Source organism: Mesorhizobium sp. B2-4-17, from assembly GCF_006441275.1.
In the GTDB taxonomy this organism is placed as follows: domain Bacteria; phylum Pseudomonadota; class Alphaproteobacteria; order Rhizobiales; family Rhizobiaceae; genus Mesorhizobium.
The window spans coordinates 252,472-267,757 of the sequence record NZ_VFUX01000001.1 but is presented as its reverse complement, the minus strand read 5'-3'; the positions used below and the strand labels follow the sequence as shown (position 1 = coordinate 267,757).

Sequence of the window (15,286 nt, the reverse complement as noted above, 5' to 3'; positions counted from 1 at the left end):
CCTGGCGGCGGTGCCTGGACGCGTGATTGCGCAAGGCATGGCCGCCACCAATCTACAGCGGGCGCGGCCGACAGGGCACGCCGACGGAGCATTCCAGTGCGTCGCGATCCCATTTGCCGAGGTCGGCCGCCACCTCGTAGGTGCTCTGCAGAAACAACATGAGCGTGGCTTCCGGATCCCGCGCCCGGCGCACGGCATCGTAGGGCAGGAGGAATTCACCGAACTCCTTGGAAAAGAACGCCTGTGGTGGCTGGACAGCAGCCGATGCATAGCCTTCCGGCGCCGGATAGGCATAGGAATAGAAGGTTAGGTAGTCGATCGGGCCGCCACCCGGCCAAAACCCGGCGCTGCACACCTCGTGCGAATATGCTTCGCGGGCCACCGTGTCCGGCAGGCCGGGCACGCTGCCGGGATGCAGCGGTGCCCGCCTGCCCGAAAAGCGCGTGACCGCGAGGTCGAAACCGCCCCAGAAGAAATGCACGGGACTGACTTTGCCCAGGAATCCCGTGCGAAATCGCGAAAAGACCGCGTGCGTCGAAAGCAGGATGCGCCAGAAGCGGTTGGCATAGTCGCGGTCGTAAGCGGCATGAACACGGTCCTGATCGAACGGGATGCCGTCGGCGATCTCGGACGGTTGGGTGAAGATCGGCGTGGCGAGCCCGAGTTCGTCCAGCGCGAGCGTTACTTCGCCATAGAACTCCGCCACGGTTTTGGGTGCGAGCATGATTTGCCGGATGTGACCCTCGCTCGTCCTCAGCCACAGCAGATGGTCTATGAAATCGAAATCGATCTGAAATGCTCGCCCACCCATGGAGATCGGCGAGGTCGTCAAGCCGCGAGCGGTCACGTAAAGCGGCACATGCCAGGAATGGTTCAGCCAGGGCTCGCGCATCAAGCGGATCTTGCCGACGATCTGGGTCCATAAGTGGAGGGTCTCGTAAGTGTCCTTCCAGGCTGCGTAAGGCAGGTCCGGCCAGCGTTCCAGATCATCGGCAGACGACAAGGTCTTCTCCCTTCGTTGAGGCTCCGGACGGGCGCGTGCGTCTCCCGTCGGAAGATAATCCATCTGCCCGCCACGCCCGCTAACCGCAAGCTACGATGGAGGCACTATATGGGGACCGCCCGACGATTGGCCAGCCCGGCACAAGGCGATCGCCACCCAGAACCATGGTGCCGCATTGGCCTCGTTGGTCGGGGAGCAATGCACGTGTTCGCATCTCTCCGGCTTGACTGGCACAGCAATGTGGTCTCAGCGAGCGGTTCGATTACCGTTCGGCCACCAGCACCTGCTCGAGGTAATCGCTGAATGCACGCGCTTTCTGCGAAGGGCGCCGCCCTGCCTGGAAGACCACATATGCGGTTGTAGGCTCGAGCCGATAATCGGCCAGGACTTCCACCAATCTCGCGGAGGCGAGTTCTTCGGCGCACATCCATGCCGAGGCGATCGCGATGCCGAGGCCGGCGCTCGCGGAGGCAACTGCGCCTGTCGCCGAACGGGTCCGCACCCGCGGATCGACCGGGTGGACCTCGATCACACCATCGCGATGGGCCGTCCAATTCTGCTCGCCGCCGTCGCCCGGGCCGCCGACGAGATGATGTTGAGCAAGATCGGCAAGGGTCCTCGGCGTGCCACGGCGCGCAAGGTAGTCGGGCGAAGCGACGAAGAGGCGACGGGCGGTGGCAAGCTTGCGCGCCACGAAGCTGGAATCCGGCTGATTGCCGAGACGAAGCGCCATGTCGGCGCCCTCGGCAACGAGGTTCTCGTAGCGATCGGACATCATGAGATCGATCTTGAGCTGGGGATGCCGATCGAGGAAACCAGGCAAAAGCGGCACGATCTGCCTGGCGCCGAAGGTCGCCGGCAGCGCCACACGCAGAACGCCGGACAGCCTGTCCGCGCCGCGCGCGGCGTTTTCCGCTTCCTCGACGCCCGCAAGCGCCTCGCGCGCCCTGGAAAGCAGCGCTTCGCCTGCATCGGTGAGAGAGAGCTGGCGCGTGGTCCGCGTCAGCAGCTTGACGCCGAGCCGCTCCTCGAGCGCCGCCACCGTGCGCGAGACGGAAGGCTGTGACAACGCGAACTCGCGGGCCACTTTGGAAAAGCTTCCGGTCTCGACCGTGCGGACGAAAATCGCAAGTTGCTGAAGCCGATCATTCATACTGGACACGTATATATCATATGATGCGAGCGGCGCTACTCGCTGCCTGATGCATGATTTATCTCCTGACCAACACGCCGATTGGCGGCGGTTCACAGGAAGGAGAAAGATCATGGATGAGTTGAAAGGCAAGGTAGCGATCGTCACCGGCGCCTCGAAAGGGATCGGCGCGGCAATCGCCCGGCAATTCGCAAAGGCGGGCGCTGCGGTGGTGGTCAACTACGGCTCGAGCAAGGAAGACGCGGACAGGGTGGTTGGCGACATCCTGCGCGACGACGGCAAGGCCGTTGCGATCCAGGCCGATGTCAGCAAGGGCGCCGACGTGAAGCGGCTCTTCGCCGAGACGAAGGCCACCTTCGGTACGCCCAGCATCCTCGTCAACAATGCCGGCGTATACCGTTTCGGGCCGCTGGAGGAGGTGACGGAAGCGGAATTTCATCGCCAATTCGATACCAACGTGCTGAGCACGATCCTGACGACGCAGGAAGCGGCAAGGGCTTTTGACGGCCATGGCGGCAGCGTGATCAATCTCAGTACGATTTCGAGTGCCAACCCAGTACCGAATTCGGTCGTCTATTCGGCCTCCAAGAGTGCGGTGGACACCATCACCAAGGCGCTCGCCAACGAACTCGCCGGCCGCAAGATCCGCGTCAACGCGATCGCCCCGGGCATGACGGAAACCGAAGGCCTGGCGGTCGCGGGCATCGAGGGCGAGACCGCCAGGACCATCGGCGCGAGCTTGCCGATGGGACGGCTTGGACAGCCGGACGACATCGCACGCGTGGCCGTGTTCCTCGCCTCCGACCAGTCCGCCTGGCTGACGGGCGAACGCATCACCGCCTCCGGCGGGCAGCGCTGACGGCTTGCCTGGCGAGCCCGGCATCTAGCGCGAAGAGCGGCGGCAGGCGAGCGGACTCGTCCGCTTGCCGTCGGATGTGCCATTATCCTTTCCGGAATGCAGCGGAGAAAGCTCATGTCCCATCCAGAACATTATGATTTCCTGATCCTCGGCAGCGGCCAGGGCGGCAAGGCGCTTGCCTGGCATCTTGGCCGATCCGGCCAGCGCGTTGCGGTCGTCGAACGCCGCTGGGTCGGCGGCTCTTGTCCCGCCGTCGCCTGCCTGCCCAGCAAGAACGAGGTGTGGAGCGCACGGGTCGCGCATCTCGTGCGCAACGCCGCTCAGTTCGGCACGTCGACCGGTCCCGTCTCGACCGACATGGCCAAGGTCCGCCGGCGCAAGCAGGAGATGGTCGAGCGCGAGATCGCCTTTCATCTCGATGCCTACAAGACCAGCGGCGCGGAGCTGATCATGGGCAGCGGGCGCTTCGTCGGCCCGAAGACGATCGAAGTTGCGCTGAACGAAGGCGGCATGCGCCTGCTCACTGGCGACAAGGTCGTCATCAATGTCGGTACGCATGCGGCGATCCCCAGCATTCCCGGAATCGAGGAAGCCCAGCCGCTCACCCATATCGGTGCCCTTGAGCTGGACGCCTTGCCGCCGCATCTCATCGTGCTCGGCGGCGGTTATGTCGGGCTGGAAATGGCGCAGGCCTATCGACGCTTCGGCAGCCGGGTGACTGTGATCGAAGCCGGACCTCAGCTTGTCGGCCGCGAGGACCGCGACATCGCCGAGGAGATGCAACGGCTTCTCGAGGGCGAGGGCATCGAGTTCCATGTTGGCGCCGAACCTCTTGCGGTGCGCGGCCGCTCCGGCGAAGAGGTCAGCGTGACGGTGCGCACCGCTTCGGGCGAGCGGACAATCGAGGGCAGCCATCTGCTCGTTGCCGCCGGTCGCATCCCGAACACCACCGGCATAGGCCTCGACAAGGCCGGCGTCATGCTGGACGCCCGTGGCTTTATCCGTGTCAACGAACGGCTGGAGACGGCCGCACCCGATGTCTGGGCGCTCGGCGAATGCGCCGGCAGTCCGCAGTTCACGCATATATCGGTCGACGACTTCCGTATCATCAGGGATAATCTGGCCGGCGGACACCGCAGCACGCGCGACCGGCTGGTGCCCTACACCATGTTTACCGATCCGCCGCTCGCCCGCATCGGCCTGAGCGAGGGCGAGGCGCAACGCCAGGGCGTCATCGTGCGCGTCGCTAGGCTGCCGATGAGCGCTGTGCTGCGCACCGAGGCGACGGACGAAACGCAGGGGTTCATGAAGGTGGTCGTTGGCGGCGACGACGACCGCATTCTCGGCTTCACGATGATCGGCTCCGAGGCCGGCGAGGTTCTGGCGACGGTGCAGACGGCGATGCTGGCGAACCTGCCCTATCCGAAGCTGCGCGACGCCGCCATCACGCACCTGACGATCGCCGAGGGACTTGGGCCGCTGCTGGCCAATGTGCCGCCGAGGTCCGGGCAACATGTCGAATGAGGACGCCGCGCCATAGTCGGGATCCGCCTTCGTGCAATTCTCGATGTGGCGCTGCCTCCCCTCGGCCCTGGCATTGCCCATCCGAAGTCCACCACGTCAATGCTGGCCCGCCCCGGCTGGAGCCGAGGCAGGCCTCTTCGCCCTGTGGAGATCGTTTCCAGGGGCGCTACCTGTTGGCGCCGCGGAGTACCCTGACCTTCTCGCAGAATGGAGCGTAGGGCTTGCTCCTCGCCGCTTCTTCGCATTTCTCCATCAGGAAGTCCTGATCGCTCTTGGACATGCCTCGGCGCTCCTCGTCAGCGGCCCGCACGGTGTTCCGTAAGGATAACGCCGATGGCAGGCCCCTTGGTCTTGGTGCCTCGCGCGACAGGCTGGAACACGGAGGGAGCGTGCGTTCTCATCCCGCCGGACGACGGCGAACGGTTGATCATCAAGCCGTGATGCTCTGGAAGCTCCTGACAAATCGCTCCATCACATCGTCCACGTCCGCCATCGACAGGCAAAGCGGCGGGCACATCCTGATGACGCTTCTATAAGGTCCGGATCGGCTCGCCACGAGGCCGTTGCGCCGGCTTTCTTCGAAGATCGCGAGTGTGGCCTCGGGTGCGGGTTCCTTCGTCGTCTGATCCTTCACCAACTCGATGGCAAGCATGAGACCTTCCCCCCTGATGTCGCCGATCAGGCGAGAATGGTTCTTGAGCTCCTGCAGCCTCGTCTTCAGTGCGGCGCCGACCGTTCGCGCATTCTCTTGCAAGCGCTCTTCGCGGATCACCTTGAGAACCGCGCGCCCGGCGGCACAGGCGACGGGATTGGCGCCGTAAGTATGGAAAAGAAACTTGTCCGCCATGGATTCGGCGACGTCTCGTTTGGCGATGACGGCGCCAAGCGGGATGCCATTGCCGACGCCTTTGGCGACAACGACGATATCGGGAATGACGCCGTGCGACTCGAATGCCCAGAAGGCATCGCCAGTGCGTGCGACGCCCGATTGCACCTCGTCAATGATGCAAAGACCACCGGCCGCGCGCACGCGCTCGAACGCGCCGGAAATGTAGCCGTGGGGCATCGGCACGATGCCGCCATAGCCTTGTACCGGCTCGATGATCATGCCAGCCAACCTGCCGCTGGTCGAACTGGCTATGGCCCGCTCGACCTCGTTCAAATAGGGCTCGACGCCTTCGCCGTGGATACCGCGATACTGGTTGGGCTCGGCCACGAAGGTCACCCCGCCGAGCTGTGGGACGGGATGGCGAAATCCCGATATTCCCGTCAGCGATTGCGCTCCGAAGGTGGCGCCATGATAGCTTGAGGCAAGTGCGAGCATATCGATGTTGCCGGTGTGGCTGCGGGCCATCAGCAAGGCAAGGTCGATCGCCTCGGCGCCGCTGTTGGTGAAATGCACCACCCAATCATGGCCCGCTGGCATCGTCGCCACCAGTTCCTCGGCATATTGGGCGGGAACCGGGTGATAGAACATCGTCGTGCAATGTGTGAGTTCGGCGAGCTGCTCGGTGGTGGCCTTCACCACCTGCGGGTGCGCATGGCCGACAGAAATGCAGAGGTTCATGCCGAGCAGGTCGATGTATTTGCGGTCCTTGTCATCCCAGACATACTGGCCCTTGCCGCGCTTGATGATCAGCGGGTCCTTGTAAGGAACGAACTTGCGCTGCGATGCCGCATAGAAGCGGTTTCGCCGGTCGACGATCGCCTCGCTCGACCAGTCGATCTCCAGATTCGAATGAGCGTGAGGAGCATTCATGCCCGTCTCCTGTGTTGGGAACCCGACAGGGATTGAGCACTGAATGAGGGATGTGTGAACCGCCAAAGATATCCATCAGTTTAAATTATGGGGCCGATTAGTCGTGCAATGCGGGGCGGTCGACCACATAGCAATCGGGAGGAAGGCCAGGCAGGCGCGTACGGATCGCATTCGTCAGCACCTCGGCGGTGCGCGTGGCGAAGGCTTCCGGGAGGTTGCCCAGTTCGCGTTCCCGCGCCACCAGCAGGATGTTGCGCGACAGCCCGGTGAACGGCAAAGCGTGCACGTCGATCTCCATGCCTTCCGCCAGCCCATCGATGAGCAAGGTCGGTGTCAGGATCGCAAAGCCCATCCCGGCGGCGACAGGCGCCATGACCACGCTCGAACGGTCGCCTTCCATGGTGCGCGGGATTTCGATGCGCAGCCGGCTCAGATGCTGGTCGACCCGCAGGCCGACCGGCGTTTCCCTGGAAAACCGCACGAAGGCCAGCTTCTTGGAGAGCTTGACGATGTCGCCGACATCGCCGGCGAAGCCCTTCGGCGTTACCAGCAGAAACTTCTCCGTCATGATTGGATAACGCGTTAGCCCCTCGATCTCGAAAAGCTCGCCAGAGGTGACGGCAAGGTCGGCGCGTCGGGCCCGCAACAGCGCGACATGATCGGTCGCCAGGCCGGCGAAGAGACTGAGTTCGGGAATGCCGAAAGTGTTTCGAGCCAGCACGGAAAGTGCCGGCGCCAACGTCGTCGCGATCGAGGCCAGAAGCGCGACACGCAGCAGCGGCAGCGGCGCGGCATTGACCCGCCGCGCGTCGGTGCGCAGCCCCTCCACCTCGGCCAGGATGGCAATGGCGCGGCGATGCAATGCGATGCCTGCCTTGGTCAGTTCGATCGGGCGCAGATTGCGGTCGATCAGGCTGACGCCAAGCGCGGTCTCGAGGTTCTTCAGGTGCTGCGAAGCGGCGGACTGCGTCATGCCCAGCATTTGTGCCGCCTGGGTGACATGCCTTGTTTCCACGACGGCCGCAAAGACCTCGATGGATCGAAACAGATTGAAATCGAAACTGCCGCTCTTCACCCGCTAACTCCAGTGCGCGATATCTTCATAAGTTTTCCTAATGTTGCAAAAATTCGATTGAGTGCAAGAGGCTTGCCGGGAAAAGATCGCGCCGTTCGATCCCAACAAAGGTATTTGCCCGGTGAATGACAGCGCACGCATCGTGATCATTGGCGGCGGCGTCATTGGCCTCGGCATAGCCTATCATCTCGCCGAACTCGGGGTGACCGACGTCGTTCTGCTGGAGCGTCACCAACTGACCAGCGGCACATCCTGGCATGCCGCTGGCATCGTCGGTCCGCTGCGCGCCAGCCTCAATCTCACAAGGCTTGCGCAATATGCGACCGAACTGTTTCCACGCCTGGAGGAGCGGACCGGCCAGGCCTCGGGATATCGGCGGACCGGCGGCCTGTGGCTCGCGCGCAGGCCGGAGCGAATGGACGAGCTGAAGCGTATCGCGCATATGGGCGATGTCTGTGGCCTGACGGTCGAGATGATCGACAGCGCTGGCGTTGCCGGGCGCGTGCGCGGCATCGTCCCGGACGGCGTCGAGGGCGCGCTGTGGGTCGAAGAGGATGGGCAGGCCAATCCGGTCGACATCTGCGCGGCCTATGCCAAGGGCGCTCGCGCCGCCGGCATCCGCATCCTGGAAGGGGCCGTCTGCACTGGCTTCGTGACGAACAACGGCAGGGTCGCCGGCGTCAAGCTGGCGTCGGGCGCCACCATCGATTGCGCGACGGTGGTGAACTGCGCCGGCGCCTGGGCGCGCGACATCGGCGCTCTGGCCGGCGTTCCGGTGCCGCTGCAGGCCGTCGAGCACATGTATGTGGTGACGGAGCCGATTGCCGGCCTGCAGGATCCGTTTCCTATCGTGCGCGATCTCGACGAGGGCATCTACGTCAAGGGCGATTCCGGCAAGCTGGTTCTGGGTGGGTTCGAACCGAACGCCAAGATTTTCGACGTTCGCGGACCGGCTGGCGATAGGCCATTCCTCGAACTGCCGGAGGACTGGGAGCAGTTCGAGCCGTTCATGTCGGCCGGACTTAAACTTCTGCCGGCGCTGTCGCAAGCCGGCATCAGGCACTTCATGAACGGTCCCGAGAGCTTCACGCCCGATACGCGGCCGCTCATGGGGGAGTCGCCCTACCTGCGCGGCTTCTATGTCGCCGCCGGCTTCAACTCCACCGGCATGATGTCTTCGGCCGGTGCCGGCAAGGCGATGGCCGAATGGATCGTCGACGGCGAACCAGGCCTTGATCTGTGGGCGCTCGACATTGCCCGCTTCGACCGGTCCGCCGCGTCAAGATGCTTTGTCGGCGCCAGGATGGAGGAAGCGGTCGCCGATCTGTTCCGTATGCACTGGCCCTACAAGCAGGCGAGTGCGGGGCGCGACGTCAGGTGTTCTGCCTTTCACCAGACTTTCGCGGCTGCCGGCGCTGTTTTCGGTGCGCCGACAGGGTGGGAGCGGCCGCTCTGGTTCGGCCGGGACGAGGCTGCGCGAGCGGTCCGCTATTCGGTCGGCGCGCAGCCATGGTGGGGTGCTGCGAAAGCGGAAGCCGGCCGCATGGCCCAGGGCGTCGGCCTGTTCGAGCTCTCCCCTTTCACCAAGCTCGATATCGTTGGCCGCGACGCAGCGACGTTGGTGCAGAGGCTTTGCGCCAATGACGTCGATGTCGCCGAAGGCCGGGCCGTCTATACGCAGATGCTCAATGCTCGGGGCGGCATCGAGGCCGACGTGACCGTGACCCGCGACGGCGACCACGCGTTCCGCGTGATCTCCGGTGCGGCGACAAGGCAGAAGGATCTTGCCTGGATCAGGCGCCACGCTGAGGATCTTGGCCTCGATGTCTCGGTCTTCGACGCGACGTCTTCGGAAGCCGTGCTCGGCGTCATGGGGCCGCGATCCCGCGACCTGCTTCAAAGCCTGACCGACGCGGATCTTTCCGACGCCGCTTTCCTGTTCTCGACCTCGCGCCGCATCGACATCGGCATGGTCAGTGTCCGGGCCACCCGCGTCAGCTTCGTCGGCGAACTCGGCTTCGAGCTCTATGTGCCGGTCGAATGCGCGCAAAGCCTGCTCGCCACGATAGCCGCGGCGGGCAGCGCCCACGGCCTCGTCTTCTGCGGCCATTATGCGCTGGATGGCTGCCGCCTTGAGAAGGGCTATCGCCATTGGGGGCACGATATCGGGCCGAAGGACACGCCGCTGGAGGCTGGCCTGTCCTTCGCGGTCTCCTGGAAGAAGAATGATTTCATCGGCCGCGACGTGCTGCTGGCGCAGAAATCCGAGGGCGTCAGCCGCCGGCTTGTGCACTTCGCGGTCGACGGCGCCAATCCGCTTCTGCTTCATGATGAGCCGATCTATCGGGACGGCAAACTTGCCGGCCTGACCACGTCGGGCGGTCTTGGTTCGCGAACCGGCCTGAGCCTTTGTCTTGGCTATGTCGCCTGCGAGCCGGGCGAGACGAAAGCACAGCTACAGGCTTCCAATTACGAGATCGCGGTGGCCGGCACGCGCCATACGCTGAGGGCGCTCGACAAACCGCCCTATGACCCAACTGGAGCGCGGATGCGCGGCTGCGAGGAGACAGTTTCATGAGGCAGCATGCCCGTGTCGTTATTATCGGTGGTGGAGCCATGGGCGTTTCCCTGCTCTACCACTTGGCCAAGCGCGGCTGGAGCGACGTCGTCCTCGTCGAGAAGCATGAGCTGACCGCCGGTTCCACCTGGCATGCCGCCGGCCTTTGCACGCATTTCGCCCACAATGCGACGATCATGGAGATGCGTGCGCATTCGGTGCGGCTCTATCGGGAAATCCTGACCGCCGAGACCGGGCTGCCGACAGGTTTCCATGCCAGCGACGCGCTGCGCATCACCCGCTCTCGGGATCGCATGGATGAATTCCGCCATGTGCAGGGGCTCGGCCGGTTCGTGGGCCATGAATTCCACATCCTGAGCCCGGAAGAACTCAAGCAGATCTATCCGCTCTGCCTGACCGACGGCATTATCGGGGCGATCTACGAGCCCAATGACGGCCATGTCGACCCGACACTGGCGACCAACGCAATGGCGGCCGGCGCGCGCTCGCGCGGCGCCGAGATCGTCCGCCACAATCCCGTTCTGGCGATCGAACGCAAGGCATCCGGCGAGTGGCTCGTCCGCACGACGCAGGGCGACATTGTGGCCGAGCATGTGGTGAATGCCGCCGGCACCTGGTGCCGCGAGATCGGCGCGATGATGGGTCTCGACCTGCCGGTCGTGCCGATGCTGCACCAGTACGTCGTGACCGACACCGTTTCCGAGATTGCCGAGCGCATCGCCGCCGGCGCCAGCGAACTGCCGATCATCCGCGATCCGGAAGAAAGCTGGTATCTACGTCAGGAACGCGACGGCTATATCGTCGGCCCTTATGAAAAGTCGGCCCAGCCCTGGGCAATCGATGGGGTGCCGCCCGAATTCGGCATGGAGTTGCTGCCGCCGGACCTGGACCGCGTCGAGCACATCATCGCGCTGGCTATGGAGCGCGTCCCGGCACTCGCCAATGCCGGCATCAAGACGGTGGTCAACGGGCCCATCACCTTCACCCCGGATGCCAACCCGCTGATCGGTCCAGCATTCGGCCTTGATAACGCCTGGTTGCTGACCGGCTCGAGCATGGGAGTGATGGAAGGCGGGGGCGCCGGCCGCTTCCTCGCCGACTGGATCGTCGATGGTACGCCACCAAGCGATGCGCTTGCCATCGATCCACGCAGGTTCGGCAACTATGCCGATCGGGATTATCGCATCGACAGGGCGGTCGAAGGGTTCGGCCTGCAGTTCGGCATCCACTATCCCTATGAAGAGCGCGAAGCCGGGCGTCCGCGCCGCACCACGCCGGCGCTCGACCTCCAGAAAAGCCAGGGTGCGGTGCTGGGCGCCGCCTATGGCTGGGAACGGCCGAACTGGTTTGCCATCGGCGGGGTCGATCGCAATCCGCCGCTGACCTTTCGCCGGCCCGGCTGGTTTGAAGCGGCGCGCGGTGAATGTCTCGCCGTGCGCGATGGTGTCGGCGCCATCGATCTGTCCGCCTTTTCCAAGTTCGAAGTTGGCGGCCCCGAGGCGAGCGCGTTCATGGCCTCGCTTGGCGCCAATCGTCCGCCAACACGCCAGGGCCGCATCGGCCTCGTTCATGTGCTGACGGCAAAGGGCGGCGTCGCGTCGGAATTCACGGTGACCCGCCTCGGTGATGACTGGTTCTACCTGACCAGCGCCGCTGTGGCGGAGCGGCATGACGAGGACCTGCTGCGCTCCCGCGCCTCGGCCTTTGCGAATGTAACAATCGACAATGTCACCGAAAGGCGCGGCGTGCTCGCCATCATGGGCCCCCGCGCCCGCGATCTGCTCGAAACGGTGAGCGAGGCCGATCTGTCCAACGCGGGATTTCCCTGGTTTTCCGCGCAGATCATCCGGGTCGCCGGCATCAAGGCGGCGGCGCTCAGAGTGTCCTATGCCGGCGAACTGGGATGGGAGCTTCACGTCCAGCTGGCGCAATTCGGCAAGCTCTACGATGCGGTCACCAGGGCTGGCCGGCGTTTCGACCTGCGCCCGTTCGGCATCCACGCCCTGAACGCGATGCGGCTGGAGAAAGGCTATCGTGCCTGGGGTGCCGACCTGACGACGGAGCGGACACCGCTGGAAGCGGGGTTGGATGCCCTGGTCAAAACCGAGGGGCGGGATTTCATCGGCCGCGAGGCCATGCTTGCACGCGTCGGCGATAGCACCTGGACAATGGTGCTTCTCGAGATCGATGATGACGCCGAAAGGCTGCCTTTCTACGCCCATGCGGTGTTGCAGGCGGGCCGGCCGGTTGGGATCGTCACCTCCGGCGCCCACGGCTTCCGCACTGGCAAGACCATTGCCCTTGCCTATCTGCGCCCTGGTGTCTCTGCCGAAGGGCTGAGCGTTTCGATCCTCGGAAAAGAACTGGCTGCGCGGGAACTCCGCGAAACCCCCTACGATCCTGGCAATCTGCGCCCGCGTGGCGTCCATGCCGCGCAACCCGTTGCCTTCACGCTTGCCTGATGTCGGAGAAAAAGATGAACACGGACGCGACAATCACCACCGAAGCTCACGCACCGCGAACCGGGGGCAGGGCTGGAAGGCAGGGCCAGCGCATGGCGCAGCAGGCACCGCGCCGTCCCTACATCAGCCGCCGGATCGGCACCTTCAACATCCTCGACGAGGAAGGGCTGAGCCTGATCGAGGCGAATGCCGACCGGCTGCTCAAGGAGATTGGCATGGAGTTCCATGACGACCCGGAAATCCTCGACATCTTCCGTGAGGCGGGCGCCGACGTGCAGGGCACGAGGGTACGCTTCGAACCGGGCATGTGCCGCAAGATCATCCGCGCCACGGCACCTTCCCAATTCAGGCAGCATGCCCGCAACCCCGCCAACACGGTGATGATCGGCGGTGACAATACCGTGCTGTGCCCGTCCTGGGGACCGCCCTTCGTCCACGACCTCGATCGTGGTCGTCGCTATGCCACGATCGGCGATTTTCGCGACCTGGTAAAGATCCACCAGATGATCCCGCATCTGCATCATTCGGGCGGCGTGGTTTGCGAGCCTGTTGATCTGCCGGCCAACAAGCGCCACCTCGATATGCTCTACACGCATATCCGCCATTCCGACCGGCCGTTCATGGGCGCCTTCATCGGTTCGAAGCGGGCACAGGACGCCGTCGACATGGCCAAGATCGTGTTCGGCGAAGAGTTCGTCGCCAACAACGCCGTGCTCTACAACGTGTCCAACACCAATGCGCCGCTGGTGCTCGACGCCAACATGTCCGGCTCGCTGAAGGTCTATGCCCGCAACAACCAGCCGGTAGCCTGCACGCCCTGGACTCTGGCTGGCGCGATGAGCCCGTGCACTGTCGCCGGCACGCTGGCGCAGGTGCTGGCGGAAGCGCTCGCTAGTCTCAGCCTTGTGCAACTGATCAACCCGGGAGCGCCCTGCCTGATGGGAAGCTTTGCCAGCACCATCTCGATGCAGAGCGGTGCGCCGACCTTCGGCACGCCGGAAGCAGGCAAGATGGTGCTGGCGTGCGGGCAACTGGCGCGTCGCGTCGGCGTGCCGTTCCACACTGTCGGCTCACTGTCGGCATCCAAGCTTCCCGACGCCCAGGCCGAACAGGAAGCGACCTGGGGGATCCTGATGTCGATGTTTGCCGGCGCCAATGTGATCAACCACGCCACCGGCTGGCTGGAAGGCGGACTGGTCACCGGCTTCGAGAAGACGGTCATCGACGCCGATCTTTGCGGCAAGGTCGCCAGCCTGTTCGAGGGCATCGATCTATCGGCCAACGCACAGGCGATGGAGGCGATCGAAGCGGTCGGACCGGGATCGCATTTCCTCGGCAGTGCGCACACGCAGTCCAATTTCCTGTCGGCTTTCTACCGGTCCACCAGCAGCGACAACAACTCCTTCGAACAATGGAACGAGGATGGGCGCCTCGACGCCGCCCAGCGCGCCAACCGGCAGTGGAAACGGCTGCTTGATGAGTATCAGGATCCGGGCCTCGATCCGGCCATCGACGAGGCGCTGCAGGCTTTCATCGCCGGCCGCAAGGCCAGCGAGCCGGATCAGGCGTATTTCTAGAGCATGATCCCCAAAAAGTGGGAACCGGTTTTCGGGAAAGATCATGCTCTGGCGAAGAGACAGATCAGGATGGCGAAACGTCATCCTGATCTGGTGCCATTCGGTCTGGAGCATGCGGCTGCGAGGGGGTGACCTTATGCGGCTCATCGTTTTTCCTAATGCGAGGAATTTTGGGATGGATTGGCCGCGCGTTCCGCTAACCTGATGGATAGACTGAACGAAATCAGCGCAATGGGGAACATCATGAAACGCTATCTACTCGAAACGGCATTCGGCGCTCTGTTGCTGATGCCGGTGTCTTCGGCGCTCGCCGCGGACGTGACGATGCCTGATCCGAACTACGCCACCGCGACAGCGGTCATGAACGTCATCAAGGACGCCGCCCAACAGGAATTGGGGCTGGAGGTTTCGACGGTGACCACCACCGCCGTCCCGGTGATCTGGGAGGCGATGAGCCGCAATAAGGGCGAGGTGGACATCTGGCCGGACGTCTGGCTGCCGAACCAGCAGGGCCTCGTCGACAAATATGTGAAGGGCGCCGGCACCGTGAAGCTTGCGCAAAATGGCTACGAGGCCAAGCAGGGCTACTGCGTCACCCAGGTCACCGTCGACAAATATGGTATCAAGGATGTTTCGGATCTCGCCAACCCGGACAATGCCAAGCTTTTCGACACCAATGGTGACGGCAAGGGTGAAATCTGGATCGGCGCATCAGGCTGGCAATCGACCAACATCGAGAAGGTTCGGGCGCGCGATTACGGTTTTGCCGATTTCTTCGACCTTCAGGTAACCGATGAAGCGGTGGCGGCGGCTTCGCTCGACCGCGCCGCCAAGGCCGACAAGCCATGGGTCGGCTATTGCTACAGCCCGCACCAGAATTTCGCCCGCTATAAGCTCGCCTTCCTGACCGAGCCGAAAAACGATCCGGCGAAATTTGTCGTCGTGCAGCCCAATGACGACCCGCAATGGTTCGAAAAGTCGAAAGTCTCATCCGCCTATGCTGACACAACCGTGCACGTTGCTTATGCTGCCTCGCTTGCGCAACGCCAACCGGACCTGACCGCGGCGCTGGAGCGCATCGCCTTCAACCCGGACGACATCAGCAAATGGGCCTATGCAATCATCGTCGACAAGAAGCCGGCGGACGATGTGGCCAAGGAATGGATCAAGGCCCATCCTCAGGACGTGGCGAAGTGGTTCGGCCACTGACGGTCGCCCGGCGCACGGTTGGCTGCCTTCACCACCTGTTGGCCGCCAGGCGGGATCGATAGACGTGGACGCCGCCGCCGGTCCCGC

At 63.8% G+C, this 15,286-nt stretch carries 10 protein-coding genes; 6 read left to right on the top strand and 4 right to left on the bottom strand.

The window, feature by feature from the left end:
• Positions 1-52 precede the first annotated feature (52 nt).
• Positions 53-1,003: a DUF5996 family protein gene (locus FJ548_RS01130; protein WP_246671554.1), complete on the bottom strand. Its 951-nt coding sequence runs from the start codon at positions 1,001-1,003 to the stop codon at positions 53-55.
• 262 nt (positions 1,004-1,265) lie between these two features.
• Complete coding sequence (locus FJ548_RS01125) at positions 1,266-2,156, bottom strand: LysR family transcriptional regulator (protein ID WP_140776346.1); 891 nt, start codon at positions 2,154-2,156, stop codon at positions 1,266-1,268.
• 112 nt (positions 2,157-2,268) lie between these two features.
• Here FJ548_RS01125 and FJ548_RS01120 point away from each other — a divergent pair, with 112 nt between their 5' ends.
• A complete protein-coding gene (locus tag FJ548_RS01120) occupies positions 2,269-3,015 on the top strand; it encodes a glucose 1-dehydrogenase (protein ID WP_140776344.1) in 747 nt (248 codons plus the stop codon).
• Positions 3,016-3,129: 114 nt separating this feature from the next.
• Positions 3,130-4,539 (top strand): mercuric reductase, encoded by a 1,410-nt coding sequence (locus tag FJ548_RS01115; protein WP_140776343.1) that lies wholly within the window; start codon positions 3,130-3,132, stop codon positions 4,537-4,539.
• Positions 4,540-4,969: 430 nt separating this feature from the next.
• On the opposite strand, the gene FJ548_RS01110 is transcribed toward FJ548_RS01115, so the two are convergent.
• Together FJ548_RS01110 and FJ548_RS01105 are read right to left on the bottom strand one after the other, a co-directional pair.
• Positions 4,970-6,298, bottom strand: coding sequence for an aspartate aminotransferase family protein (locus FJ548_RS01110; RefSeq protein ID WP_140693787.1), 1,329 nt, complete (start codon positions 6,296-6,298; stop codon positions 4,970-4,972).
• Positions 6,299-6,395: 97 nt separating this feature from the next.
• On the bottom strand, positions 6,396-7,373 hold the full coding sequence (locus FJ548_RS01105; protein WP_140776341.1) for a LysR family transcriptional regulator: 978 nt from the start codon (positions 7,371-7,373) through the stop codon (positions 6,396-6,398).
• A gap of 121 nt (positions 7,374-7,494) precedes the next feature.
• Between FJ548_RS01105 and FJ548_RS01100 the strand changes: the two genes are divergently transcribed.
• The 4 genes from FJ548_RS01100 to FJ548_RS01085 all read left to right on the top strand — a co-directional run bounded on the left by FJ548_RS01100 (position 7,495) and on the right by FJ548_RS01085 (position 15,199).
• On the top strand, positions 7,495-9,951 hold the full coding sequence (locus tag FJ548_RS01100) for an FAD-dependent oxidoreductase (protein WP_140776339.1): 2,457 nt from the start codon (positions 7,495-7,497) through the stop codon (positions 9,949-9,951).
• Positions 9,948-12,413 (top strand): FAD-dependent oxidoreductase, encoded by a 2,466-nt coding sequence (locus FJ548_RS01095; protein WP_140776337.1) that lies wholly within the window; start codon positions 9,948-9,950, stop codon positions 12,411-12,413. Before FJ548_RS01100 ends, FJ548_RS01095 begins: the two co-directional genes overlap by 4 nt.
• Before the next feature lie 14 nt (positions 12,414-12,427).
• Complete coding sequence (locus FJ548_RS01090) at positions 12,428-13,990, top strand: trimethylamine methyltransferase family protein (protein ID WP_140610959.1); 1,563 nt, start codon at positions 12,428-12,430, stop codon at positions 13,988-13,990.
• A gap of 243 nt (positions 13,991-14,233) precedes the next feature.
• Positions 14,234-15,199 (top strand): glycine betaine ABC transporter substrate-binding protein, encoded by a 966-nt coding sequence (locus FJ548_RS01085; protein WP_181168674.1) that lies wholly within the window; start codon positions 14,234-14,236, stop codon positions 15,197-15,199.
• Positions 15,200-15,286 lie beyond the last annotated feature (87 nt).

Coding starts and splice junctions, on each gene's coding strand:
- FJ548_RS01125 (WP_140776346.1), bottom strand. CDS start 2,156: ATGAATGATCGGCTTCAGCAACTTGCGATTTTCGTCCGCACGGTCGAG.
- FJ548_RS01120 (WP_140776344.1), top strand. CDS start 2,269: ATGGATGAGTTGAAAGGCAAGGTAGCGATCGTCACCGGCGCCTCGAAA.
- FJ548_RS01115 (WP_140776343.1), top strand. CDS start 3,130: ATGTCCCATCCAGAACATTATGATTTCCTGATCCTCGGCAGCGGCCAG.
- FJ548_RS01110 (WP_140693787.1), bottom strand. CDS start 6,298: ATGAATGCTCCTCACGCTCATTCGAATCTGGAGATCGACTGGTCGAGC.
- FJ548_RS01095 (WP_140776337.1), top strand. CDS start 9,948: ATGAGGCAGCATGCCCGTGTCGTTATTATCGGTGGTGGAGCCATGGGC.
- FJ548_RS01090 (WP_140610959.1), top strand. CDS start 12,428: ATGAACACGGACGCGACAATCACCACCGAAGCTCACGCACCGCGAACC.
- FJ548_RS01085 (WP_181168674.1), top strand. CDS start 14,234: ATGAAACGCTATCTACTCGAAACGGCATTCGGCGCTCTGTTGCTGATG.